The 21,232-nt window shown below is 69.9% G+C and carries 19 protein-coding genes and 4 tRNA genes; 10 read left to right on the top strand and 13 right to left on the bottom strand.

Features of this window, described 5'->3' with window-relative positions:
- Positions 1 to 34: 34 nt before the first annotated feature.
- Together dusB and ABD951_RS25820 are read right to left on the bottom strand one after the other, a co-directional pair.
- Positions 35 to 1,189: a tRNA dihydrouridine synthase DusB gene (gene dusB, locus ABD951_RS25825; protein WP_345352383.1), complete on the bottom strand. Its 1,155-nt coding sequence runs from the start codon at positions 1,187 to 1,189 to the stop codon at positions 35 to 37.
- Between the two features lie 98 nt (positions 1,190 to 1,287).
- Complete coding sequence (locus tag ABD951_RS25820; protein WP_345352380.1) at positions 1,288 to 2,247, bottom strand: acyl-ACP desaturase; 960 nt, start codon at positions 2,245 to 2,247, stop codon at positions 1,288 to 1,290.
- A 336-nt stretch (positions 2,248 to 2,583) separates the two neighbouring features.
- Here ABD951_RS25820 and ABD951_RS25815 point away from each other — a divergent pair, with 336 nt between their 5' ends.
- Entirely contained in the window at positions 2,584 to 3,198 is a 615-nt protein-coding gene (locus ABD951_RS25815; RefSeq protein ID WP_345352377.1) for a DUF485 domain-containing protein, read from the top strand.
- A gap of 9 nt (positions 3,199 to 3,207) precedes the next feature.
- Here ABD951_RS25815 and ABD951_RS25810 read toward each other — a convergent pair whose 3' ends face one another.
- Entirely contained in the window at positions 3,208 to 4,098 is an 891-nt protein-coding gene (locus ABD951_RS25810; protein ID WP_345352374.1) for a LysR family transcriptional regulator, read from the bottom strand.
- 67 nt (positions 4,099 to 4,165) lie between these two features.
- Here ABD951_RS25810 and ABD951_RS25805 point away from each other — a divergent pair, with 67 nt between their 5' ends.
- Positions 4,166 to 5,407 carry an MFS transporter gene (locus tag ABD951_RS25805; protein WP_345352371.1) on the top strand — a complete coding sequence of 414 codons (1,242 nt, stop codon included), beginning with the start codon at positions 4,166 to 4,168 and terminating at the stop codon, positions 5,405 to 5,407.
- A 6-nt stretch (positions 5,408 to 5,413) separates the two neighbouring features.
- On the opposite strand, the gene ABD951_RS25800 is transcribed toward ABD951_RS25805, so the two are convergent.
- The 6 genes from ABD951_RS25800 to ABD951_RS25775 all read right to left on the bottom strand — a co-directional run bounded on the left by ABD951_RS25800 (position 5,414) and on the right by ABD951_RS25775 (position 9,127).
- Positions 5,414 to 5,869: a hypothetical protein gene (locus ABD951_RS25800; RefSeq protein WP_345352368.1), complete on the bottom strand. Its 456-nt coding sequence runs from the start codon at positions 5,867 to 5,869 to the stop codon at positions 5,414 to 5,416.
- Positions 5,870 to 5,983: 114 nt separating this feature from the next.
- The gene (locus ABD951_RS25795) at positions 5,984 to 6,340 is read right to left on the bottom strand and encodes a hypothetical protein (protein ID WP_345352365.1); all 357 of its coding nucleotides are present in this window, start codon (positions 6,338 to 6,340) and stop codon (positions 5,984 to 5,986) included.
- 377 nt (positions 6,341 to 6,717) lie between these two features.
- Positions 6,718 to 7,029, bottom strand: coding sequence for a hypothetical protein (locus ABD951_RS25790; RefSeq protein WP_345352362.1), 312 nt, complete (start codon positions 7,027 to 7,029; stop codon positions 6,718 to 6,720).
- Positions 7,030 to 7,217: 188 nt separating this feature from the next.
- A tRNA-Lys gene (locus ABD951_RS25785) sits at positions 7,218 to 7,293 on the bottom strand.
- A gap of 14 nt (positions 7,294 to 7,307) precedes the next feature.
- Entirely contained in the window at positions 7,308 to 8,693 is a 1,386-nt protein-coding gene (locus tag ABD951_RS25780; RefSeq protein WP_345352359.1) for an MFS transporter, read from the bottom strand.
- Positions 8,690 to 9,127, bottom strand: coding sequence for a MarR family winged helix-turn-helix transcriptional regulator (locus tag ABD951_RS25775; RefSeq protein WP_345352356.1), 438 nt, complete (start codon positions 9,125 to 9,127; stop codon positions 8,690 to 8,692). Before ABD951_RS25775 ends, ABD951_RS25780 begins: the two co-directional genes overlap by 4 nt.
- 201 nt (positions 9,128 to 9,328) lie before the next feature.
- Between ABD951_RS25775 and ABD951_RS25770 the strand changes: the two genes are divergently transcribed.
- From ABD951_RS25770 to ABD951_RS25750, 5 genes are all read left to right on the top strand, one after another.
- Positions 9,329 to 10,351: a magnesium transporter CorA family protein gene (locus ABD951_RS25770; RefSeq protein WP_345352353.1), complete on the top strand. Its 1,023-nt coding sequence runs from the start codon at positions 9,329 to 9,331 to the stop codon at positions 10,349 to 10,351.
- Between the two features lie 232 nt (positions 10,352 to 10,583).
- Complete coding sequence (locus ABD951_RS25765) at positions 10,584 to 11,276, top strand: ScbR family autoregulator-binding transcription factor (protein ID WP_345352350.1); 693 nt, start codon at positions 10,584 to 10,586, stop codon at positions 11,274 to 11,276.
- Between the two features lie 81 nt (positions 11,277 to 11,357).
- Positions 11,358 to 11,430 (top strand) — tRNA-Glu (locus ABD951_RS25760).
- Between the two features lie 96 nt (positions 11,431 to 11,526).
- A tRNA-Asp gene (locus ABD951_RS25755) sits at positions 11,527 to 11,600 on the top strand.
- A gap of 36 nt (positions 11,601 to 11,636) precedes the next feature.
- A tRNA-Phe gene (locus ABD951_RS25750) sits at positions 11,637 to 11,713 on the top strand.
- A gap of 151 nt (positions 11,714 to 11,864) precedes the next feature.
- Here the strand turns inward: ABD951_RS25750 and katG are convergent.
- The 3 genes from katG to ABD951_RS25735 form a co-directional block, all read right to left on the bottom strand.
- Entirely contained in the window at positions 11,865 to 14,090 is a 2,226-nt protein-coding gene (katG, locus tag ABD951_RS25745; protein ID WP_345352347.1) for a catalase/peroxidase HPI, read from the bottom strand.
- A gap of 336 nt (positions 14,091 to 14,426) precedes the next feature.
- Positions 14,427 to 15,635: a globin domain-containing protein gene (locus tag ABD951_RS25740; protein WP_345352344.1), complete on the bottom strand. Its 1,209-nt coding sequence runs from the start codon at positions 15,633 to 15,635 to the stop codon at positions 14,427 to 14,429.
- Between the two features lie 84 nt (positions 15,636 to 15,719).
- The gene (locus ABD951_RS25735; protein WP_345352341.1) at positions 15,720 to 16,619 is read right to left on the bottom strand and encodes an RluA family pseudouridine synthase; all 900 of its coding nucleotides are present in this window, start codon (positions 16,617 to 16,619) and stop codon (positions 15,720 to 15,722) included.
- Positions 16,620 to 16,770: 151 nt separating this feature from the next.
- Here ABD951_RS25735 and ABD951_RS25730 point away from each other — a divergent pair, with 151 nt between their 5' ends.
- Together ABD951_RS25730 and ABD951_RS25725 are read left to right on the top strand one after the other, a co-directional pair.
- The gene (locus ABD951_RS25730) at positions 16,771 to 18,798 is read left to right on the top strand and encodes a CocE/NonD family hydrolase (protein WP_425569963.1); all 2,028 of its coding nucleotides are present in this window, start codon (positions 16,771 to 16,773) and stop codon (positions 18,796 to 18,798) included.
- Positions 18,799 to 18,915: 117 nt separating this feature from the next.
- A complete protein-coding gene (locus ABD951_RS25725; RefSeq protein ID WP_345352338.1) occupies positions 18,916 to 19,056 on the top strand; it encodes a hypothetical protein in 141 nt (46 codons plus the stop codon).
- 75 nt (positions 19,057 to 19,131) lie between these two features.
- On the opposite strand, the gene ABD951_RS25720 is transcribed toward ABD951_RS25725, so the two are convergent.
- Complete coding sequence (locus tag ABD951_RS25720; protein ID WP_345352335.1) at positions 19,132 to 20,268, bottom strand: Gfo/Idh/MocA family protein; 1,137 nt, start codon at positions 20,266 to 20,268, stop codon at positions 19,132 to 19,134.
- 84 nt (positions 20,269 to 20,352) lie between these two features.
- On the opposite strand from ABD951_RS25720, the gene ABD951_RS25715 reads away from it, so the two are divergent.
- Positions 20,353 to 21,231 carry an oxidoreductase gene (locus ABD951_RS25715; protein WP_345352333.1) on the top strand — a complete coding sequence of 293 codons (879 nt, stop codon included), beginning with the start codon at positions 20,353 to 20,355 and terminating at the stop codon, positions 21,229 to 21,231.
- Position 21,232 lies beyond the last annotated feature (1 nt).

Below are 21,232 nucleotides of genomic sequence, written 5' to 3'. Positions count from 1 at the left end.
CCTGTGTGTTCCAGCAGGGCCGAGCCAGCGCAGGTCAGCCGCCGGAATGCATGATGTCGGCACCGGCCGGGACGAGGCAGTCGTCGGGGTCGTCGAGCCAACCCTCGGGGAGCGCCACCGTCCCCGGTGAGCCCTGCCGTCCGCGGGGGCCCTCGGCGTCCTTCGGGAACGGGACGTCGGGAGGCAGCTGTGCGAGCAGGCCGTCCAGTTCCTCGAGGGTGGAAACCATCGCCATCGCGACCCGCATGTCCGAGCCGGCCGGGAACCCGCGCAGGTACCAGGCGACGTGCTTGCGCAGCTCCCGCATGCCCTTGTCCTCGCCGTGGTGGTCGGCGAGCAGTTCGGCATGCCGGCGGATGATCGCCGCGACCTCGCCGAGCGTCGGCGGAGTCGGCATCTCGGTTCCGTTCAGTGCGGCGCTGAGTTCGGCGAACAGCCACGGGCGCCCGAGGCAGCCGCGCCCGACCACGACGCCGTCGCAGCCGGTCTCGGCCATCATCCGGGCCGCGTCCTCGGCTGCGAAGATGTCGCCGTTGCCGAGCACCGGCACGTCGGTGACGTGCTCCTTGAGCCGGGCGATCTCGGACCAGTCGGCGACGCCGGAATAGCGCTGCGCGGCGGTGCGGGCGTGCAGCGCGACCGCGGCCGCGCCCTCGCCGGCGGCGATCCGCCCGGCGTCCAGGTGGGTGTGGTGCTCGTCGTCGATGCCGACGCGGAACTTGACCGTCACCGGGATGTCGGTGCCCTCGGTGGCCTTGACCGCCGCGGCGACGATGCGCCCGAACAGGGTCCGCTTGTAGGGCAGGGCCGCGCCGCCGCCCTTGCGGGTGACCTTCGGGACCGGGCAGCCGAAGTTCATGTCGATGTGGTCGGCCATGTTCTCGTCGACGATCATCTTCGCGGCCGCGTACGTCGTGTCCGGGTCCACCGTGTACAGCTGCAGCGACCGCGGCGTCTCGGTCGGTCCGAACGTGGTCATGTGCAGTGTCGCCGGCTGCCGTTCCACCAGCGCCCGTGCGGTGACCATCTCGCAGACGTACAGACCCGAGGTGCTGCCCGACCGGGCCAGCTCGAGTTCCCGGCACAGCGTGCGGAACGCCACGTTCGTGATGCCCGCCATCGGGGCGAGAACGACGGGACTGCGCAGCTCCAGCGAGCCGATCCGCAGCGGATGGTCAGTCGATGACATCGGGTTACCTCGAAAAGATCTGTGCCCGGCACCGAGGTTCGGTGCCGGGCACAGGATAGCCGTTCGGTCGGGTCGACCGTCCGCTCAGCGGGGTCCGGTCAGGACGCCTGCTCCTCCAGCTCGCGCTTGCGGGCCTCGCGGGCGAGCATCCGGTCGCGCTGCTCCTCGAACTTGGTGGCCTGCACGCCGAGGTTGTCGAGGAACGCCGACAGCTCCTCGCGGGAGGCCTCGCCGGCACCGGTGAAGTCGGTGCGCTCGAAGATCTTCCACTTGCGCAGCACCGGCATGACGACCTCGTCGATGTGCTGGCGGAGGTCGTAGATGCCGTGCTTGGCCATCAGGACGCCGTTGCGCCGGAAGTTCGGCATGCCGGCGCCCGGCATCTCGAAGTTGGAGACGACGTCGGTGATCGCCGCCATCGCCTGGTCGGGGGCCACGTCGAGGGCGGCCTCGCAGATGTTGCGGTAGAAGATCATGTGCAGGTTCTCGTCCGCCGCGATACGGGCGAGCATCCGGTCCGCGACGTCGTCGTTGCAGGCCTTGCCGGTGTTGCGGTGCGAGACGCGGGTCGCGAGCTCCTGGAACGTCACGTATGCGACGGAGTGCAGCAGGCCCTCGGTGTCGCCGGGGGAGGAGTAGCCGTTGGTCATGTGGACCATCCGGGCGTCCTCGAGGGCGACCGGGTCCACGCCGCGGGTGACGACCAGGTAGTCGCGCATCACGATGCCGTGCCGGTTCTCCTCGGCGGTCCAGCGACCGACCCAGGTGCCCCAGGCGCCGTCTCGCGAGAAGTTCTCCGCGATCTCGCGGTGGTAGGAGGGCAGGTTGTCCTCGGTGAGGAGGTTGGTGATCATCGCCGCCTTCGCGACCGGGTCGAGACGGGACTGCTCCTCCTCCCAGTCCTCGCCGCCCATCGCCGCGAAGTTGCGGCCCTCGTCCCACGGGACGTAGTCGTGCGGATGCCAGTCCTTGGCCATCGAGAGATGCCGATTGAGATTCGCTTCGGCCACTGGCTCCAGCTCCTGCAACAACTCGAGCTGGGTCAACACTCTGGCCATCACTTGCCTCCATTGGTCGCGGAATCGGCTCAACCTAGCCTACGGGACCGTAACCAAGTACGGGATCGCGTCGATTCGGCGACGAGGTCGGCGGCGTTCGATCACGGCACGGTGGTGGTCCCGCGGGTCATCGTCACGGGAGTGACCGGTGTTACGGGGGCTTCTTCGCGGGGCGCCGGTGTCGTGGTTCGTTCGTTACCTGCGGCCTCCGCCCAGGAGACCGCCGAGCAGGTCGCCGAGGCCGCCGGTCGCTCGCACGACAGGGGACGGATCGGGCGGGGCGGTGGATCTGTGCGTCGCGTGGCGAGTGTCGTGTCCGGGAGACAGGATTGACGCATGACCACCAACGACGCCCCCGCTGCTCCGCGCTCGGGAATGCCCGTCTGGGTGAAGCGGACGGCCTGGGGGCTGCTCCTGCTCGTCGACCTCGTGATCGCCTACTTCATCCTCGCCGCGTTCCTGCCGCGGTGGTGGGCCCAGCAGGCGGGTGCCTTCGCGTCCGGGAGCATGACCCGCGGCATCGTGTGGGGTGTCGGGTACGGCTTCGTCGGCACCTTCGTCCCGCTGCTGCTGCTCGTGGTGGCGTGGCGGGCCCGGCGGTGGCGGCACGCACGGGTGTGGGTGGTCTCCGCGGTGCTGCTCGCGGTGCTGGCGGCGGCCCCGAATCTGCTGACGCTGTCGGTGGTCGTCGGCACCAATTCCGCCGCCCACGCCGGGGAACGCATCCTCGACGTCGACGCGCCGGGGTTCCGTGGTGCGACGCTGGCCGGGGTGATCGTCGGGGCGCTGGTGTTCGGGATCGTCGCGTGGCTCGTGTTCCGGTACCGGCGGCGCGGGGAGCAGTTGTCGACGTTGCGGGAGCAGGCGCGCCTGCGCGAGGACGAGGACCGGCGCCGCCAGGAGGGCGAGCGGCAGAGCGAACCGCAGGCCGACGGGCAGCCACCCGTCTGACCTGCGTCCTCAGGCACGGCCGGCGACGAAGTCCCGGAACCTGCGGGCCGGGGCGGTGAGGGAGCGTCCACGCGCCCACACCATCCCGACCTCCCGCGTGGCCTCCGCTCCCCGCACCGGGACGACGGCGACGCCCGGTGGCTCCGGGGTCGCCTCCCGGACCGGGACGAGGGCGACGCCCAGGCCGGCGGAGACGAGTCCGGTCGCGGTGGCCAGTTCGCTGGACTCGAAGACGATCTCCGGGGTGAAGCCGGCACGGGCCGCGGCCTCGTCGAGGAGCCGCCGCATGCCGGCCTCGGCGTGCATCGCGATGAACGGTTCGCCGGCCGCGTCGGCGAGGTCGATGTCGGCGCGGTTCGCGAGCCGGTGGCCGGCCGGCACGGCCAGCGCCAGACGCTGGTGGTCGAGCAGCAGCCAGTCGACGCCCTCGCTGCGCGGTCGGGGGGAGACGACGGCGACGTCGCTGTGACCGGCCAGGACGCGTTCCACCAGCCGACCCGACGCGTCCTGGTGGAGGCCGAAACTGACCCGGGGCGCGTCGACCCGGAACTCGCGGATCAACGCCGGAACCAGCCAGGTGCCGAGCGAGTGCAGGAAGTCGAGGCGAACGGTGCCCTCCGACGCGCTGGTCGCCTCCGCGATCCGGGACTCGGCCGCGGCGAGTTCGTCGAGGGCGCGCCGCGCGTGCTCGAACAGGGTGCGGCCGTGCTCGTTGAGCCGGAGACGGCGGCCGTGACGGTCGAACAACGCGACGCCCATCCGTTCCTCGAGCGCGGCCAGGCGCCGCGACAGGGTCGGCTGGGCGACTCCCAGTTCGGCGGCGGCCGCCGTCACCTGCTCCTCCTCGGCGAGGGTGACGAACCAGCGGACCTCCGAACTGAGCATATGCAATTTCAGCATGGAAAAGACGATCGATCCGCATTTTGTCGATAAGCGGGTCGGGTTCAGGCTGGTGCGCGGAGGCCCCATGACACTCGACACGCTCCGCGCGGATGCGCGGACCGAGCCCTACCGGCGCGGAACCCGCGGCTACACCCGGATCACCCTGGCCCTGTTCGCGGCGGGTCTGGCGACGTTCATCTCGATGTACTCCGCCCAGGCCCTGCTCCCGGCGCTCGCCGACGGGTTCGGGGTCGGACCCGCGACCGCCGCGCTGGCGGTCTCCGCGACCACGGGCGTGCTGGCGTTGGTGATCGTGCCGGCGAGTGCGCTGTCCGAGCGGTTCGGTCGCACCCGGGTGATGGTCGTGTCCGCGGTCGCGTCCTGTGCGATCGGACTGCTTCTGCCGCTGAGCCCGTCGATCGAGGTGCTGATCGCCGGCCGTGCCGTGCAGGGTGCCACGCTGGCGGGGGTTCCCGCCGTGGCGATGGCGTATCTCGCGGAGGAGGTGCACGGCCACGACCTCGGCGCGGCGATGGGCAGGTACGTCGCCGGAACCACGATCGGTGGTCTCGTCGGGCGGCTGATCCCGGCAACCGTGCTCGACCTCGCGAGCTGGCGTTGGGCGATGGAGGCAGCCGCGGTGACGGCCCTGGCGTTCGCGGTGATCACGGCGCGCGCGGTGCCGGCGTCGCGGAGGTTCCGTCCGCAGCCGGTGGGGCCGCGGGTGCTGACGGCGAATCTGCTCGAGCACCTGCGGGATCCGCGCCTGCGGATCCTGTTCGGGCTCGGATTCCTCCTGATGGGCGGATTCGTGTCCGCCTACAACTTCCTCGGCTTCCGGCTGCTCTGCGACCCGTTCGATCTGCCCGAGTCGGTCGTCGGTCTGGTGTTCCTGATCTATCTCGCGGGCACCGTGACGTCGTCGGTGGCGGGTCGGCTCGCCGACCGGATCGGCCGGAGCCGGGTGCTGCTCGCGTCGATCGGGTGCGCCATGGTCGGCCTGGCGTGCACGCTGGCGGCGTCGCTGCCGTGGGTGCTGGCCGGGATGCTGGTGTTCACCGGGGGCTTCTTCGCCGCCCACTCGGTGGCCAGCGGCTGGGTGGGCCTGCTGGCGACGCGCCATCGCGCCGAGGCGTCGGCGCTGTACCTGTTCGCGTACTACCTCGGGTCGAGTGTGGCCGGTGCGGGCGCGGGCATCGCGTACGGCGCCGGACGGTGGCCCGCCGCGGTCGGGTACGTCGCGATCCTGCTCGCGGCCGGGTTCGGCCTCGCTACGTGGATGGCCCGGCTGGGCCGGGCGTCCACCGCCGCCGGTGCCCTGCGCTGACCGGGGTCACCACCCGTGGGGAGTCCACGGGTCCTCCGACGGGGTCTGTCGCCGGGGTCGCGCGGCCGCCGGTACGGCGCGGCGGGTGGCCAGGCCGAGGAGGCCGACGCCCGCGATGATCACACCCGCGACCACGACGATGGCGGCGGCGGCGGTCGTCCCGGTCGGGAACGCCATCGCCAGCGGGGCGAGCAGCAACGCTGCGCCGATGATCACCAGTCCCCAGTGGCTCGTCCTGGACTCGGTGGTCATCGCCCACAGGCCTGCCGAGTAGGCGACGATCCCCAGGATCAGTATTGCGCCGGTGATCTGATCGTCACCGTGGACGGGCACCCACATGCTCAGCAGCACGAGGGCGACCCCGGTCGTCACCACGAGGATGTCCCGACGCACCTCACGCTGGTGCTCGGAGTCCCGCGTGCTCGGGCCTGCCATGGTCGCGTCGGCGACATTCACAGTCATGAGGACCTCCCAGCGTCGGACCTGTCGAACACCATTCTGATCCCGCACTGCGCGCGGTGTCGACCCGGTTTCACCCGGTCGTCCGGTTCGCCGGATCGCGGGAATCGGGATCCGTCAGCCCTTGCGGAGGCGTTCGAGGGTCCGCTGCACACCGGCCCGCGCCTGCTCGGCGCTCGGGGCGGCCAGCTGCGCGGCGAGGTGGGTGCGGCACAGGTCCTCGACGGTGTCGAAACCGCCGGGAAGGCCCATCGGGCTGTTGACGATCCGGCGGACCAGCCGACCCAGGTCGGCCGCCTGCTTCTCGCTCAGCGGCGAGGTCGACGCGTTCTCGAGGGTCCGGAAGGTCGAGTGGCCGAGGTCGACGTCGGTCGACCGGATGGCCGCGGAGTCGGCGATGCGCTCGCCGGGACACGCGCGGGTCAGTGCCGCGGAGCGGGGAAACGATTGGGTCGTGACGTCGAAGTGTTCCATCACCACTCACCGCCTTTCGGGGGCCTCGTTGAATTCACGCGCGCACAACGGCACAGGGCCGGTCCCGATTACGAATCACGTTGACTCCTAATCGATGTGGCCATTACGCAACGATTACCGCCCCACCAGTGGTATCAGACGGTTTCGCGTTCGGAAAATCCAGTCGCCGGAATTCCGCGAAGCGTTACCAAGTCGAGTCCCGGGACGGATTCGCCGATCGGTAGCCAGGTTGGGCACGGTCGCTCGATTACGGTGCGGTGCAAGGAATTGCGAGGAAAGTCAACCGAACGGTCTGCTGTCGCGTCGCCGACGGATCGTGACGGTTGTCACATTTCGGGCGCCGGTGACATCCGTCCGGCCACGCCGTCGCCGGGAACTCAGATGTCGATGCCGGCGTATCCGGCGATGCACCGCCGCAGGAGTGCGGCGACATGGTCGTCGTCGTAGCCGGCGGGTGCCGTGACGGTGTCGGTCTGCGGGCACCAGATGACGTTCGAGTCGATCAGGGTCGCGGCCTCGGCCAGGTCGGCGTTCCACCGCTCGAGCAGGACGTCGTCGGCGTCGTCCGAGACCTCCCATTCCAGGATCCAGGCGGTCACGGCATCCCACCGGAACGCGGGACGGACGAGGCGGGCGGTGGGAATCGCGTCCCACTCGAAGGCGGGATCGACTGAGCGAGCGACAGACACGGCGGCCATTGTGGAGGCGTTGCGTGGGTCTCGCCAGAATTGCTGGTCACGGGCGCCGAGTGCACTCCCGCGGTGGCGAAGTGCGCCGCGGCCGGGGCGAAACCGGCGCCGTCCCATCGATGTTGCGGCGTCGCCGGCACACCCCCAGCACACACGAAACCCTCACCGGGCGGAGGCCTGGTGAGGGTTGGTGCCCCCTCTCGGGCTCGAACCGAGGACCTGCGGATTAAAAGTCCGTAGCTCTACCAACTGAGCTAAAGGGGCAGTGTTGCCGAAGTCTAGTGTGCCCGCAGCGACCGCGAGAACAGCACCCCCGCGAGCAGTGTCGCGCCGATCACGGCGATGACCGCGCCGGTGCGGTGCAGTCCCGCGTCGCCGGGGCCGCCCTGCATCGTCACCTCGATCGCGACCGCGGCGAGATTGGCGCCGACGTACTGGATCGTCCGGTACATCCCGATCGCGGTCCCGACCTCGGCCGCCACGGTCGAGGAGTTGACCAGGTTCTGGTTGGCCATGTTGTTGAAGCCGTTGGGGATGCCGAGGATCGCGGCGACGAGCAGCAGGGCCCACACGGGCGTGGCGGAGTCGTACGCCAGCGCCAGCAGCAGTCCTCCGGTCAGCAGCCCGGCGGTGCCGACGAGAAGGGTCGGGCGCGCGCCGTGTCGGCCGTACAGGCGGGACGCGATCATCGTCGAGCCCACGCCGACGCCGGCGACCGGGAGCATCACCAGTCCGGCCGCCGCGGGGGTGAGCCCGCGGCCGCCCTGCAGCCACTGCGGCAGTCCGAAGAAGATGCAGTAGAAGGCCGTGTAGGTGACCAGGGTCCGCACGAGGGTGGCCGTCAGCACCCGGTTGGCGGCCAGCGCGCGGACGTCGATGAACGGCGTCTCGCACCGGGTCTCCCAGATCACGAACGCCACCGACGCCGCCACCGCCACCGCTGCCGTCCACCACCGCGGGGTGCTGGTCAGGGACAGCAGGAACAGCATCAGGGTCGACGTCCCGACGACGAACAGGGCCGTCCCGACGGGGTCGAGCGAGCGCCACAGGCCGCCCCCGCGCGTGCCGTCGCCGCGGGGCGAGTCGGGTGGCGCGACGGCGAGCACCCAGATCGCGGAGATCGCGACGACGGGCAGATTGACCCACATGATCGACTGCCACCCGAACGCCCCGACCAGCAGGCCGCCGACGGTCGGGCCGAGTGCGACCACGACCTGCGCGCACGCGGTCAGCGTGGCGATGGCGGTGCGGGGTGCGGCGTCGTGGCGGTCGGCGTACTCGCGGACGATCGTCATCGCGGTGGGGTACTGGGTCGCGGTCCCGAGTCCGAGCAGGACCCGCGCGGCGATCAGCCATCCGAGTCCGGGGGCGAGCGCTCCCGCGACGGCCCCGACCGCGATCAGGGCCAGGCCGGCGAGGTAGACGCGGCGGGCTCCGAACAGCGACCCGAGCCGGCCCGCGGTGGGTGCGGCGACCGCGGTCGCGATGTACAGCCCGGAGATCACCCAGGCGGTGCCCGTGGTGGAGCCGAAGTGCGCGCCGATCCCGACGATCGCGACCGCGATCATCGACGAGTTCAGCGGCTGGAGGATCGTGCCGGACCCGAGCCCGACGCTCAGTCGCCGCGGGACCGCGACCTCCCGCGCGGTTGCGACCGCGGTCATCGGGGAGCCTCCCCGGTGCCGAGCCGTCGCAGGATGCGCCCGGCGATGTACAGCAGTTCCCGTTCGGCCTCGGTGCACTCGGTCTCGAGGGCCTCGGCGAGCCATCGGGTGCGGCGCTCGCGGTCCGCGAGCAGCACCTCGCGACCGTGGTCGGTGAGGCTGATCAGGCTGGCGCGGGCGTCCGCGGGGTCGGCCGTGCGGGCGATCGAGCCGGCGTCCTCGAGGAGGGCGACCGTGCGGGAGACGGACTGCGGGGTCACCTGCTCGCGCGCGGCGAGCGTCGAGGCCGTCATCGGGCCGTGGCGTTCGAGGTGGCCCAGGGCCTGCAGCTGGGACGGCGTCAGCATGTGTTCGGCGCGCTGTTCGCGGAACCTGCGGAGGAACGCGCCGATGTTGTCGCGGAAGTCGTCCGCGGCGTTCCCGGCTCCGGGCATCGTCGCCTCCGTTCGTCTCGGGGTGCGGTATTTATTCAGTCTAGCTGAATTGATATGCGGAATATCAGCTGGATTGATACGCCACTCCCGTGATATTGGGCAGCAAAACTGAACAGTTTGCGGCGCGCGGGTCCCGGTGGGTTCACGGCGAGTGCGCCCGACACGGGCCAGGATGGGGAGCGTCGACGTCGGGAGGGCCGGATGGAGCAGCCGGGTGGGACGGGTGTGCAGGTGACGTGTGCGGTTCGCAACCGCCTCTATGTCGACGGGGTGCTGGCCGGCACCGACCTTCCCCTCGCGGAACTCGCGGCGCACCGTACGGACGAGAGCGCCCTGATCTGGGTGGATCTGCTCGCACCGTCGGTCGCGGACCTCGTGGCGCTGTCCCCGCTGATCGGGGGTGAGGTCGAGGTGCACCCGCTGGCCCTGGAGGGGGTGCTCTCGGGCAGGCAGCGGCCCCGGCTCGTCCGGTTCCGCGACCACAGCCTGCTGCACACGCGGGCGGTGCGCTTCGACGCCGAGACGGACCGCCTGTCCGGAACCGACCTCTCGATCTTCGTGATGGCCCGGGCGTTGATCACGGTCCGCCGCGACGACGAGTTCTCTCTCGACCCGGTCCTCGGCGACTGGGACGACAATCCGGACCTGCTCGCCTACGGGGTGGGATTCCTTCTCCATGCCGTGCTCGACAACCTCGTCGACGGGTACTTCGTGGCGATCGACGCCCTCGACGACCAGATCCAGTCGCTCGAGGACGCACTGCTGCTGGGTACCGGGCCGAAGAACGCGGTTCAGCTGCGCAGCTTCGTGCTCCGCAAGGCGGTGGCTCACCTCGGACGCACGGTGCTGCCGATGAACGAGGTGTTCAGTGCCCTCCTGCGGCAGGGGGCGCACGTGCTCGACGGCAGCCTGGTCCCGTACTACCAGGACGTCTACGACCACACCCTGCGCGCAACCGAGCGGATCGACGGTCTGCGCGACACCATCGAGTCGATCCTCGCGACACATCTTGCGATGCAAGGGAATTCGCTCAACGAGATCATGAAGAAGCTGACCGCCTGGGCCGCGATCATCGCGATTCCGACCGGCGTGACGGGCTACTTCGGGCAGAACATCCCGTTTCCCGGGTACGGCGAGGCCGCGGGCTTCTGGTTCAGTGCCGCCCTGCTGGTGGGCCTGGGAGTGGGCCTGTGGTGGAACTTCAAGCGCCGCGACTGGCTGTGAGAACTCGGGTGCGCACCCCCTGCGGCGCACCCGAGCTCCGTTAAAGCGTACCATCCGGTGTGTTCCGGTGGACTCTTCCCTACTCGCCGGTAACAACGATACCCGAATCCTGCCGCCGCATCGTGCTGCGGCGAAATCCCGTCGATCGGGGTTAGTGTTGTGCGAGGTCTTCTGGTGACCTGTCGGGGCGGGCACACACGACTTGCAGGTTTCGGAGGCGAGACAAGCTCACATGGCACGGCAACAGGAACGCGCGCGACGGACTCGCGCGGCGATCGTCGAGGCTGCGGCGGTCGAGTTCGCGCGCCGCGGCTACGCGGCCGCTTCGGTGAACACCATCCTCGAAGGCTCGCACGCCACGAAGGGTGCGATGTACTTCCACTTCGAGTCGAAAGAGGACCTCGCCCGGGCCGTGCTCACCGCCGCGCTCGAGCGGTACACCGAGTCGACGGACCGCTGGAAACGTGTCGACGCCGACCCCTTCCAGGTGCTGCACGCGATCATCTCCGAACTGGCCGAGCGATTCGCGTCCGAGGTGATCGTGCAGGCCGAGTTCCGCCTGATCATCGAGCCGGAGTTCTACTCCGAGGTCCGGGCCGGCGGCAGTCAGGTATGGGGGCACACCGCGCACGAGCTGGTGTTGCGGGCCCAGCGTGAGGGGCACCTGCGGCCGGGCGCCGATCCGGCGGTGTTCAGTCGCGTGCTGGGCGCCTGCCTGGCCGGCCAGCGCTACATGCTCGACATGACCGCCGACAGCACCGGGCTGCGCGAGCGGTTCGACGAGGCGTTCGAGGTCCTGTTGCAGGCGATGGCGTCCGAGCAGTGGCTGGAGAAGTGGCGCACCGAGGGCTGGCTGGACCTCACCCCGATGGTCGCCGAGACCGCCGAGGACGGGTCAAAAACGTCCGGTGACCAGCCGATTTGAGTTCTGCGAAAGATCTGTCCTAAGCTATGCGAGCTCCCAACGGACCAGCCGTTGAGGGTACTTGCCGGAGAGATTCGGTGGGCCCCCTTCGTCTAGCGGCCTAGGACGCCGCCCTTTCAAGGCGGTAGCGCGGGTTCGAATCCCGTAGGGGGTACGGATTTTGGAAGTAGCGGGTTCGCCTGCTAGGTTTCAAACCGAGCAAGACCGAGGGCCACAGCCAGTGGAACTCAACAGAAGAGCAGTACAGCAAGGCCCTGTGGCGCAGTTGGTTAGCGCGCCGCCCTGTCACGGCGGAGGTCGCGGGTTCGAGTCCCGTCAGGGTCGCTTCACAAGCGATGGCATTCGGTTCGGGTGCCGCCCGGCCAGGTAGCTCAGTTGGTACGAGCGTCCGCCTGAAAAGCGGAAGGTCGCCGGTTCGATCCCGGCCCTGGCCACCACACATGAAATCAAACTCCGAATTCGAGGCGACTCGTTTCGGAGCTTTTTCGTGTTCCCGGGTCCGTGGACGGCGAACGGGCCGGTCGTGGCACACCTCACATCGCCCCGCGAGGTGTGCCGCCTCGCGGGGTGATGTGGGTCGCGTGACGATCAGTCGAGGTCAAACCGGTCGAGGTTCATCACCTTCGTCCAGGCCGCGACGAAGTCCGTCACGAACTTCTGCCGTGCGTCGTCGGCGGCGTACACCTCGGCGACCGCCCGCAGCTGCGAGTTCGAGCCGAAGATCAGGTCGACGGTGGTGGCGGTCCAGCGGACGTCGCCCGTCGCACGATCGCGGCCCTCGTACACGTTCTCCCCGGTCTCGGCGGCCGACCACTTCGTCCCCATGTCGAGGAGATTCACGAAGAAGTCGTTGCTCAGCGTCCCGGGCCGGTCCGTGAACACGCCGTGCTTGGTGCCGCCGTGGTTGACGCCGATGCCGCGCAGACCGCCGACGAGCACCGTCGCCTCGGGAGCGGTCAGGTTCAGCATGTAGGCCCGATCCAGCAGCAGCTGCTCCAGCGAGACCTTCTCGCCGGTCCGGGCGTAGTTGCGGAACCCGTCCGCCCTCGGTTCCAGCACCGCGAACGACTCCACGTCGGTCTCGTCCTGCGAGGCGTCGGTCCGGCCCGGCGCGAAGGGAACCGTGACGTCGACTCCGGCGTCCTTGGCCGCCTTCTCGACGGCCGCGGATCCGGCCAGCACGATCAGGTCGGCCAGCGACACCTTCTTGCCACCGGATGCCGAGCCGTTGAAGTCCTGCTGAATCCGCTCGAGTACGGGCAGCACGTCGGCGAGCCCGGCCGGATTGTTGACCTCCCAGTCCTTCTGCGGTGCGAGGCGGATCCGCGCGCCGTTGGCGCCACCGCGCTTGTCGGTGCCTCGGAAGCTGGCCGCCGCGGCCCATGCGGTGCCCACCAGTTGCGCCACCGACAGACCCGACCGCAGCACGTTGTCCTTCAGGTCCGCGATGTCCTGGTCGTCGATCAGCGGGTGGTCGACGGCGGGAACCGGGTCCTGCCACAGCTGCGGCTCGGGAACCCAGGGGCCGAGGTAGCGGGTGACCGGTCCCATGTCGCGGTGCAGCAGCTTGTACCACGCCTTGGCGAACTCGACGGCCAGCTCTTCGGGGTGGTCCAGCCAGCGTCGGGTGATCTCGCCGTAGATCGGGTCCACGCGCAGCGTGATGTCGGTGACCAGCATCGTGGGAGCCCGCCTCGGACCACCGAACGGGTCCGGGATCGTGCCCGCACCGGCGCCGTCCTTCGCCACGTACTGCCAGGCTCCGGCAGGGCTCTTGGTCAGCTCCCACTCGTAGCCGTAGAGCGTCTCCAGGAAGGTGTTGTCCCACTTGGTCGGGGTCGGCGTCCACACCACCTCGAGCCCGCTGGTGATCGCGTCCTCGCCCGAGCCGGTGCCGTACGCGCTCTTCCAGCCGAGTCCCTGCTGCTCGATGGGGGCGGCCTCGGGTTCGGGCCCGACGAGCGCGGCGTCACCGGCGCCGTGGGTCTTTCCGAAGCTGTGGCCGCCGACGATGAGCGCGGCGGTCTCGACATCGTTCATCGCCATCCGTCCGAAGGTCTCGCGGACGTCCTTGGCCGCGGCGAGCGGATCGGGGGTACCGTTCGGTCCTTCGGGATTGACGTAGATCAAACCCATCTGGACCGCCCCGAGGGGTCCGGACAGCTGCCGGTCGCCGTGGTAGCGCTCGTCGCCGAGCCACGTGTCCTCCGGCCCCCAGTAGACTTCCTCGGGTTCCCAGATGTCCTCCCGGCCGAAGCCGAAGCCGAAGGTCTCGAAGCCCATCGACTCCAGCGCGCAGTTGCCGGCGAAGACCAGGAGGTCGGCCCACGAGATCTTCTGGCCGTACTTCTGTTTGACCGGCCACAGCAGCCGGCGAGCCTTGTCCAGGCTCGCGTTGTCGGGCCAGCTGTTGAGTGGGGCGAAGCGTTGGGCGCCCTGGCCGCCGCCCCCGCGGCCGTCCGCGATGCGGTAGGTGCCCGCGGCGTGCCAGCTCATTCGGATGAAGAGCGGTCCGTAGTGTCCGTAGTCGGCGGGCCACCAGTCCTGAGAGGTCGTCATCACCTCGAAGACGTCACGTTTGAGTGCGTCGACGTCGAGGCCGGCGAATGCCTCCGTGTAGTCGAAGTCCGCACCGAGGGGATTGGCGGCGGGCGTCTGTCGGTCGAGGACGCGCAGGTCGAGTTGGTTCGGCCACCAGTCCCGGTTCGTCTGCGGTCGGTGCGCCTGGGGGGTGGGAGAGGGGATCGCCGGATTCTCGCTTTCGCTGCGATCGGCGCGGGGTTCCTCAGCGATCGGCTTGGTTTCTTCGGACACGGCATTCCTTCCGGGAGAGGGTGAATCGACGTGTGCTCAGGTGTGCGGTCTCGACGAGAACGAATCTTCGACAAGCGTGTCCGCGTGGGCGGGTGTACCGGGGCCGCCTCCATCGCCGCGACCCGTGGAGGGGTCGTCCGTGGACCTGCGTCACGCAGCGGCGCTGCGTGGTCCGGCATCGAGGACACATAGCCAATATGGCACTTTTCTGGAATCAGTCAACACTTTGACGGGCCACGAATTGGTCGTGTCACCGGCGGAAAGCGAGGCGGCCCCCGGCTCGAACAGAGCTGGGGGCCGCGGGTGTTCACCGGCGGGGTCTCGCCGCGTGGAGGGTCAGACCGAGGCGGTCCAGGAGTCCGGCCCGAACACCTCGTAGTGGATGGCGTCGGCGGGCATCTGACGAGCGAGGAGCGTCTCGCGGACCGAAAGCATGAACGGCATCGGGCCGCACAGGTAGACCTGGGTGCCGTCCTCGATGTCGATGGCGGACAGGTCGGCCCGGCCGAGTCGGGTGGTGTCCTGTTCCTCGCGGGTGCCGAGGTCCTCGTACCAACGGTGCATCGTCGCGAACGGGATCTTCTGAACCAGCTCGGTGAGCTCGGCGCGGTGCGCGTGGCGGCTGGGGGAGCGATCCGCGTGCAGCACCGACACCCGGCGTGCGTCGGCCGTCGCGGCGAGGTGGTTGAGAATGCCGATCATCGGCGTGCAGCCGATGCCCGCCGAGACCAGCAGCAGCGGGGCGTCGCCCTCCTCGAGCACCAGGTCGCCGAAGGGCAGCGAGACCTGCAGGACGTCGCCTTCGAAGACGTTGTCGTACAGGAAGTTCGAGACTTCGCCTGCCGGCGAGTCCGCGGTCGCGGGAACCGCCTTGACGCTGATCTGCCAGTCGTCTGCGGTCGGCGACCCGACCAGGCTGTACTGCCGGATCTGGCGGGCTCCGTCCGGGAGTGTCACGCCGACCGAGATGTACTGTCCCGGAAGGTAATCCGGCAGCGGGTGTCCGTCGGACGCGCTCAGGACGAACGAGGCGGTGTCGGCGGACTGCAGCACCCGCCTGCTGACCGTGACCTCGCGCCAGACCTTGCCGTCCTCGACGCCGGCCTCGGCGTAGAGCCGGTGCTCCATCGCGATCAGGGTGTCGGCCATCAGCCAGAACAGCTCGTCCCACGCGGCCGCGACCTCGGGGGTGACCGCGTCGCTGAGCACGTCCACGATCGCCTCGAAGAGGTACTTGTGCACGATCTTGTACTGGTCGGCGGTGATGCCGAGGGAGGCGTGCTTGTTCGCGATCCGGGACATGATCAGGTCCGTGTTGGGCGCGTCGGCGCTGACCTGCAGCGCCGCGAACGCGGCGATGGAACCGGCGAGGGCCTTCTGCTGCTGGCCCTGCTTCTGGTTCCCGCGGTTGAACAGGTCCCGTTCGAGCTCGGGGTGGGCGGCGAACATCTTCTTGTAGAAGAGCGGGGTGATGTCCTCGATGGCTGCGCCGACGGCGGGGAGCGTGGCGCGGATGACTTCGGTGGATGCGGCGGAGAGGCTCATGGGGGAACGGTATTTATTCTTGCATCTGAGATGCAAGATTATGTGACGTAGTCCACTACTGGATGTAGTAGAGGGGTTGCCGGCTCAGGTCGGCAACGACAGTCGTCGCAGGCTGGTGAAGGTTCGCGGCCGTCCGGACAGGGGGTCGGTGAAGCTGACGGCCCGGGCCAGGAGCTGCAGAGGATTCGAATAGTCGTCGGGGGCAACGTCGTACAGCGTCGGGTAGAAGTTGTCCCCGACGATCGGGATGCCGAGCGCGTTCAGGTGCACCCGCAACTGGTGCATCTTGCCGGTGTGGGGCAGCAGCCGGTAGCGCGCGAGTGTGCCCCGGTTCTCGATCAGCTCGATCCGGGTCTCCGCGTTCGGCTCGCCGGGAACCTCGACGCACCGGAGCTCGCCGGCCGGCTTGACGATCCGGCTGCGCACCGTCCGCGGCAGGTCGAGGGCGGGGGCGAACGGGGCGATCGCCTCGTACTCCTTGCGGACCCGCCGATCCGCGAACAACTCCTGGTAGGCGCGGCGGACCTCCGGGCGGAGCGTGAACACCAGGACGCCCGCGGTGACGCGGTCCAGTCGGTGTGCCGGCGTCAGATCGGGCAGCCCGAGGTCCCGGCGCAACCGGACCAGCGCGGATTCCACGACGTGCCGTCCGCGCGGCGTGCTGGACAGGAAGTGCGGCTTGTCGACGACGAGCAGGTCGTCGTCGCGGTGCAGGATTTCGATCTCGAACGGCACCCGCGGCTCCACCGGTGGATCGCGGTACAGGTAGACGAACGAGTGGGCCCGGTACGTGGTGTCGGGCGTGACCCGGTCGCCGGTGCCGGTCACGACCTCCCCGGCCGCGACCTTCTCCCGCAGCCGGTCCGCGTCCGCGGGGAAGCGGTCGAGCAGGTAGGCGAGCACCGTCGGCCAGGCGCCGCCGCCCGGCAGCCGCAACCGCGTCGGGTTGAGGCCGTCACGCACGGGGAGCGGAGCGGTGGGCACGCGAAGAACCGTAGGCCGCCGGACCGCGGAAGGCGAACGTCACCGTTGACCGTGAAACGGTGTTACAGCTACCCTCCGGTAGGTTTTCTGTGGTGCCGGTCACGTGGGCGACCGCCGGTGCCGCACGACTCGAGGGGGAAATCGGGTGCGGGTGGGTTCGACGTTGGTGGGGTCGGTGGCGGCCGTGTTGGCGGTGGTGACGGGCGCGGGCGCGACACCCGCGCTCGCGACGGCCGACCCGTCCGGCGGAGCGGCCGCGCAGCAGTGGCAGGCCACCGCGGACGCGGCACCGCGGTACCCGGGTGTCGCGATCGACTGGGACGTCCCGATCACGATGAGCGACGGCACCGTGCTGCGCGCGAACGTCTACCGGCCCGCCGACGCGCAGGGCCGCGCGGTCGACGCGACGATGCCGGCCGTCGTGAACGTCACTCCGTACACCAAGCTGATCAGCGCCGTCACGGATGCCGGACTGTCGATTCCCGGTGTCGGTGACACGCTGGTGTCGTTCCTCAACGAACTCAACCTGACCGGGACCCCGCTCGACGGTGTCACGGAGCTGACCGGAATGGTCACGAGCGGTGGCATGAAGGCCTTCGGCGCCAACCGTTCCCTCGTGCAGAGCGGCTACACCCAGGTCGTCGTCGACGCCCGCGGGACCGGGTTCTCCCAGGGCACGTGGCAGGTGCTCGGTCCCCGTGAACAGCAGGACAGCGTCGAGATCATCGACTGGGCGAGCAGGCAGTCCTGGTCGGACGGCGCGGTCGGCATGGGCGGCGTCTCCTACTCTGCGATCAACGCGGTTCAGGCGGCCGGCCACCGGCCGCCCGCGCTCCGGGCCATTTTCCCGGTCGAGCCCGGCAACGACCTGCTGCGCGACATCGTCGGTACCGGAGGCGGCCTCGGGGTCGGCTTCATGCCGATGTGGCTGGCGCTGGTCGACGGGCTCAAGCTCGTCCCGAACGCGCAGGACGTCCTGCGTGGCGCGATCGACCAGAAGTGGCTCGCGGACCGGCTTGCGCACCCGGACACCATGATTCCCGAGCTGGTGCAGGCGATGTCGGCGACGCGGATCGACCGGATCTCGCCGTCGACGCTCGACGTCGCCCAGGACGGAGCCTTCTACCAGCAGCGGCGGGCCGACCTCGACAACATCACGGTGCCGACGATGGTGTTCGGCGGCTGGCACGACATCTTCGCCAACAGCGAGCCGCGGATCTACAACGGCATCCCCCTGCCGCCGGGCCGCAAGCAGCTGATCATGGGCGACACCTACCACCTGAACCCGGGCCAGGGATTCGGCAAGCCGGGTGCGCCGCCACGGATCGACGTGCTCGAGCGGGCCTGGTTCGACAAGTGGCTCAAGGGAATCGACAACGGAATCGACCGCTACGGTCCGGTGACGCTGTGGCAGCAGGGTGGCGGGTGGACCACCACCGACCAGTTCCCGCGGGCCGGGGCCGAGTATCGGCGCCTGTACCTGTCCGCCGCGCCGAGCGGGACCGCCGGGCACAGTGCCCACGACGGCAGCCTCGTCGCGCAGGCGCCCGGCGACGTGGCGCGCCTGACGGTGGCACCGGGTGTGCGCGGGTTCTGCTCCCGCGACGCCGCGCAGGGCACCGCGGGTGCCCTGGTCGCGCTCGGCACGGTGTGCACCCGGGACTCCCGGATCCAGGAAGGCGACGGCCTGACGTTCACCGGCGCTCCGGTCACCGAGCCGACCGCGCTCTCCGGGCCGATCAACGTCCACCTCAACACGGTGCACGACGACCTCGACGGGTTCTGGGCGGTGACCGTCAACGACGTCGCGCCCGACGGCCGGTCCACGGTGCTGACCAACGGTGCGCTGACGTCCTCGCTGCGCGCCGTCGACGACGCGAAGTCCGAGAAGGCCCCCAACGGCGACTACACCGACGCCCACCACAGCCTGACACTGGCGACGCGGCAGCCGACCGTGCCGGGACAGCCGACCGTGCTGGACGTGAACATGCTCCCGACCGACGCGGTCCTGGCCCCCGGGCACCGGCTGCGGGTCGACGTCTACGCGCTCAGCGCGCCGCGGTACCTGCCGCTCGGGCCGATGCGCGTGGACAGCGGTCTGCGGCCGCAGCACCTGCAGCTGGATCCGGCGCAGCCGAGCTTCGTGACGTTCCCCGTCGTCGGTGGTGTTGAACGCTGAACTGTTGGTGCGCATCAGTTCTCGTATTCCCGCATGACGGGTGCCCGTTCTGCGGTAGCGTCCCCGCGGCAATGCCGGTGCCGCGGTGGCATCGGCAGCACGAAATGGAGTATGGACATGCCGCTGGGCTTCATCACCGACGACACCACCAACGACGATTCCAATGGCGGCGCCCCCACGGGCGCGATCCTGGCCCTGCTCAGGCTGCTGACGTCGTCGGTCAGCACCGGGTCGGGCGCCACCAGCCAGGTCGGCTGACCGGATCACGAAACACCGAAGGGGGCGCGGATCATGTCGATCCGCGCCCCTTTCGCTGTCCGGAGTGGTCGGCGGTCAGGCGAGGTCCGCCGGCCGCACCGACCGGCCCTCGGCAGCCGACAGCCGGATCGCGTCCAGCACCGCCTGCCCGGCGACGCCGTCGGCGAACGTCGCCGGCCGCGGTTCGTGCGGCCCGATCTCCTCGCCGAGGATGCGGCGGCGGAAGACGTCCGCGAGCCGCGCGTACGGTGCCCGGTCGATCCCGGTCGCGTGCAGCCAGTCGTAGGTGGTGGCGAAGAAGTCGAACGGCGGCGGCACCGGAGCGGGGTTGGCCAGGTCGTCCGGGACCGGGACGTCGTGCTCGCCGGCGGCGTCGGCGCGGCGGACCCGGTCGCCCTCGAGCCACAGTGTGCCGGTGGTGCCTGCGATGCGCGTGGTCATCATCAGCGGACCCCACGCGCCGACGGTGCTCTGCAACACCCCGTCCACGCCGGTCACGGTGCGGAAGTGCACCGTGAAGGAGTCCTCGGCGGTCTGGCCGCGGTCGGCGACCACCGGCAATCCGGCGCTGACTGTCTCGAATTCACCGAGTGTGCAGCGGATCTGGTCGATCATGTGGGTGCCCTGCGCGCCCAGCCAGCCGCCACCGGCCGTTCCGTCGGTCCACCAGTCCGGGGCCTCGGCGCCGTCGGCGGCGAACATCGGCAGGTGCAGCAGCAGTGTCGCCAGCTTGGGCGTGCCGATGGCCCCGGCCGCGATCTCTCGGGCCAGCAGGGCCTGCGGCGTGCCGTACCGGAATTCGGTGCCCACCTGGTGCACGACCCCCGCCCGTTCGGCCGCCTCGAGCATCTTCCGGGCCTGCGACAGGTCGGCCGCGAACGGCTTCTCGCAGACCACGTGCAGTCCCCGGGAGACGGCCTCGATCGCCAGATCGGCGTGCGTGTGCGGGGGAGTCGCGATCGTGACTGCGTCGACGTCCGTCGCGGCGAGCGCCTCGGCGAGCGAGGTGGCGGCGTGGGGGATGCCGAACCGCTCCGCTCGCTCCACGGTGCGCGCACGGTCCCGGCCGATCAGCGCGCGGACCTCGAAACCGGCGTCGCGAAATGCGGGTACGTGGGTGATACAGCCGAATCCGGTGCCGATCACGGCGAGCCCGAGTGGGCGGGAAGGGCCGGGTCGTGCGGCGGGGCGGCTGTCCTGGGCGTCGGTCATGCGTGGCGACGATAGCCGCTGCCGCTCCCGGTTACCGGAACTTTCCCGTGTTCATCGGTCCGATCGGCCACGTAGGCTGACGGCATGAGCACATGGACCGCTCGGGACATCACCGATCAGACCGGCCGCACCGTCGTCGTGACCGGCGCAAACAGCGGGCTCGGCGCCGAAACGGCGAAGGCGCTCGGCGCCGCCGGCGCCACCGTGATCCTGGCCTGCCGCAACGTGGACAAGGCCGCCCCCGTGGCCGCGGCGATCGGCGCCAACGCGCAGGTGCGTCGGCTCGACCTCGCCGACCTCGCCTCGGTGCGCGAATTCGCCGCGGGCGTCGACTCGGTCGACGTGCTGATCAACAACGCCGGGGTGATGGCCGTGCCGAAATCCACCACCGCCGAGGGATTCGAGATGCAGTTCGGGACGAACCATCTGGGGCACTTCGCGCTGACCGGCCTGCTCCTCGACCGGATCACCGACCGGGTTGTGACGATGTCGAGCCTGATGCACCGGTTCGGCAGCATCAACCTCGACGACCTGAACTGGGAGCGGCGCCGGTACAGCCGGTGGCCCGCGTACGGTCAGTCGAAGCTCGCCAATCTGATGTTCGCGTACGAACTCGACCGCCGTCTGACCGCGGCGGGGTCGACGGTGAAATCACTTGCCGCGCATCCGGGATACGCGGCGACCGGGCTCCAGGGGCACACGCAGTCGCTGTGGGACCGGTTCATGGGGATCGGGAACCTGTTCGCGCAGAGCGCCGAGATGGGGGCGCTCCCCGAGTTGTACGCGGCCACGGTCGATTCCGTGTCCTCCGGTACGTTCATCGGCCCGGACGGGCCGTTCGAGCAGCGGGGGTACCCGAGGGTTGTGGGGTCGAGCGGAAAGTCCCACGACCGCGCCGCCGCGGCATCGCTGTGGGGAGAATCGGAACGACTGACCGGTGTCACCTACCGGTTCGGGAAGTAGG

The organism is Rhodococcus olei (assembly GCF_039540555.1).
GTDB classification, from domain to species: Bacteria; Actinomycetota; Actinomycetes; order Mycobacteriales; family Mycobacteriaceae; genus Rhodococcus_G; species Rhodococcus_G olei.
This window is presented reverse-complemented; position numbering and strand designations above follow the sequence as displayed.

Coding starts and splice junctions, on each gene's coding strand:
- ABD951_RS25810 (WP_345352374.1), bottom strand. CDS start 4,098: ATGCTGAAATTGCATATGCTCAGTTCGGAGGTCCGCTGGTTCGTCACC.
- dusB (WP_345352383.1), bottom strand. CDS start 1,189: ATGTCATCGACTGACCATCCGCTGCGGATCGGCTCGCTGGAGCTGCGC.
- ABD951_RS25820 (WP_345352380.1), bottom strand. CDS start 2,247: ATGGCCAGAGTGTTGACCCAGCTCGAGTTGTTGCAGGAGCTGGAGCCA.
- ABD951_RS25775 (WP_345352356.1), bottom strand. CDS start 9,127: ATGCCCGGAGCCGGGAACGCCGCGGACGACTTCCGCGACAACATCGGC.
- ABD951_RS25765 (WP_345352350.1), top strand. CDS start 10,584: ATGGCACGGCAACAGGAACGCGCGCGACGGACTCGCGCGGCGATCGTC.
- ABD951_RS25725 (WP_345352338.1), top strand. CDS start 18,916: ATGCCGCTGGGCTTCATCACCGACGACACCACCAACGACGATTCCAAT.
- ABD951_RS25740 (WP_345352344.1), bottom strand. CDS start 15,635: ATGAGCCTCTCCGCCGCATCCACCGAAGTCATCCGCGCCACGCTCCCC.
- ABD951_RS25800 (WP_345352368.1), bottom strand. CDS start 5,869: ATGACTGTGAATGTCGCCGACGCGACCATGGCAGGCCCGAGCACGCGG.
- ABD951_RS25770 (WP_345352353.1), top strand. CDS start 9,329: ATGGAGCAGCCGGGTGGGACGGGTGTGCAGGTGACGTGTGCGGTTCGC.
- ABD951_RS25720 (WP_345352335.1), bottom strand. CDS start 20,268: ATGACCGACGCCCAGGACAGCCGCCCCGCCGCACGACCCGGCCCTTCC.
- ABD951_RS25780 (WP_345352359.1), bottom strand. CDS start 8,693: ATGACCGCGGTCGCAACCGCGCGGGAGGTCGCGGTCCCGCGGCGACTG.
- ABD951_RS25815 (WP_345352377.1), top strand. CDS start 2,584: ATGACCACCAACGACGCCCCCGCTGCTCCGCGCTCGGGAATGCCCGTC.
- ABD951_RS25715 (WP_345352333.1), top strand. CDS start 20,353: ATGAGCACATGGACCGCTCGGGACATCACCGATCAGACCGGCCGCACC.
- ABD951_RS25805 (WP_345352371.1), top strand. CDS start 4,166: ATGACACTCGACACGCTCCGCGCGGATGCGCGGACCGAGCCCTACCGG.
- ABD951_RS25795 (WP_345352365.1), bottom strand. CDS start 6,340: ATGGAACACTTCGACGTCACGACCCAATCGTTTCCCCGCTCCGCGGCA.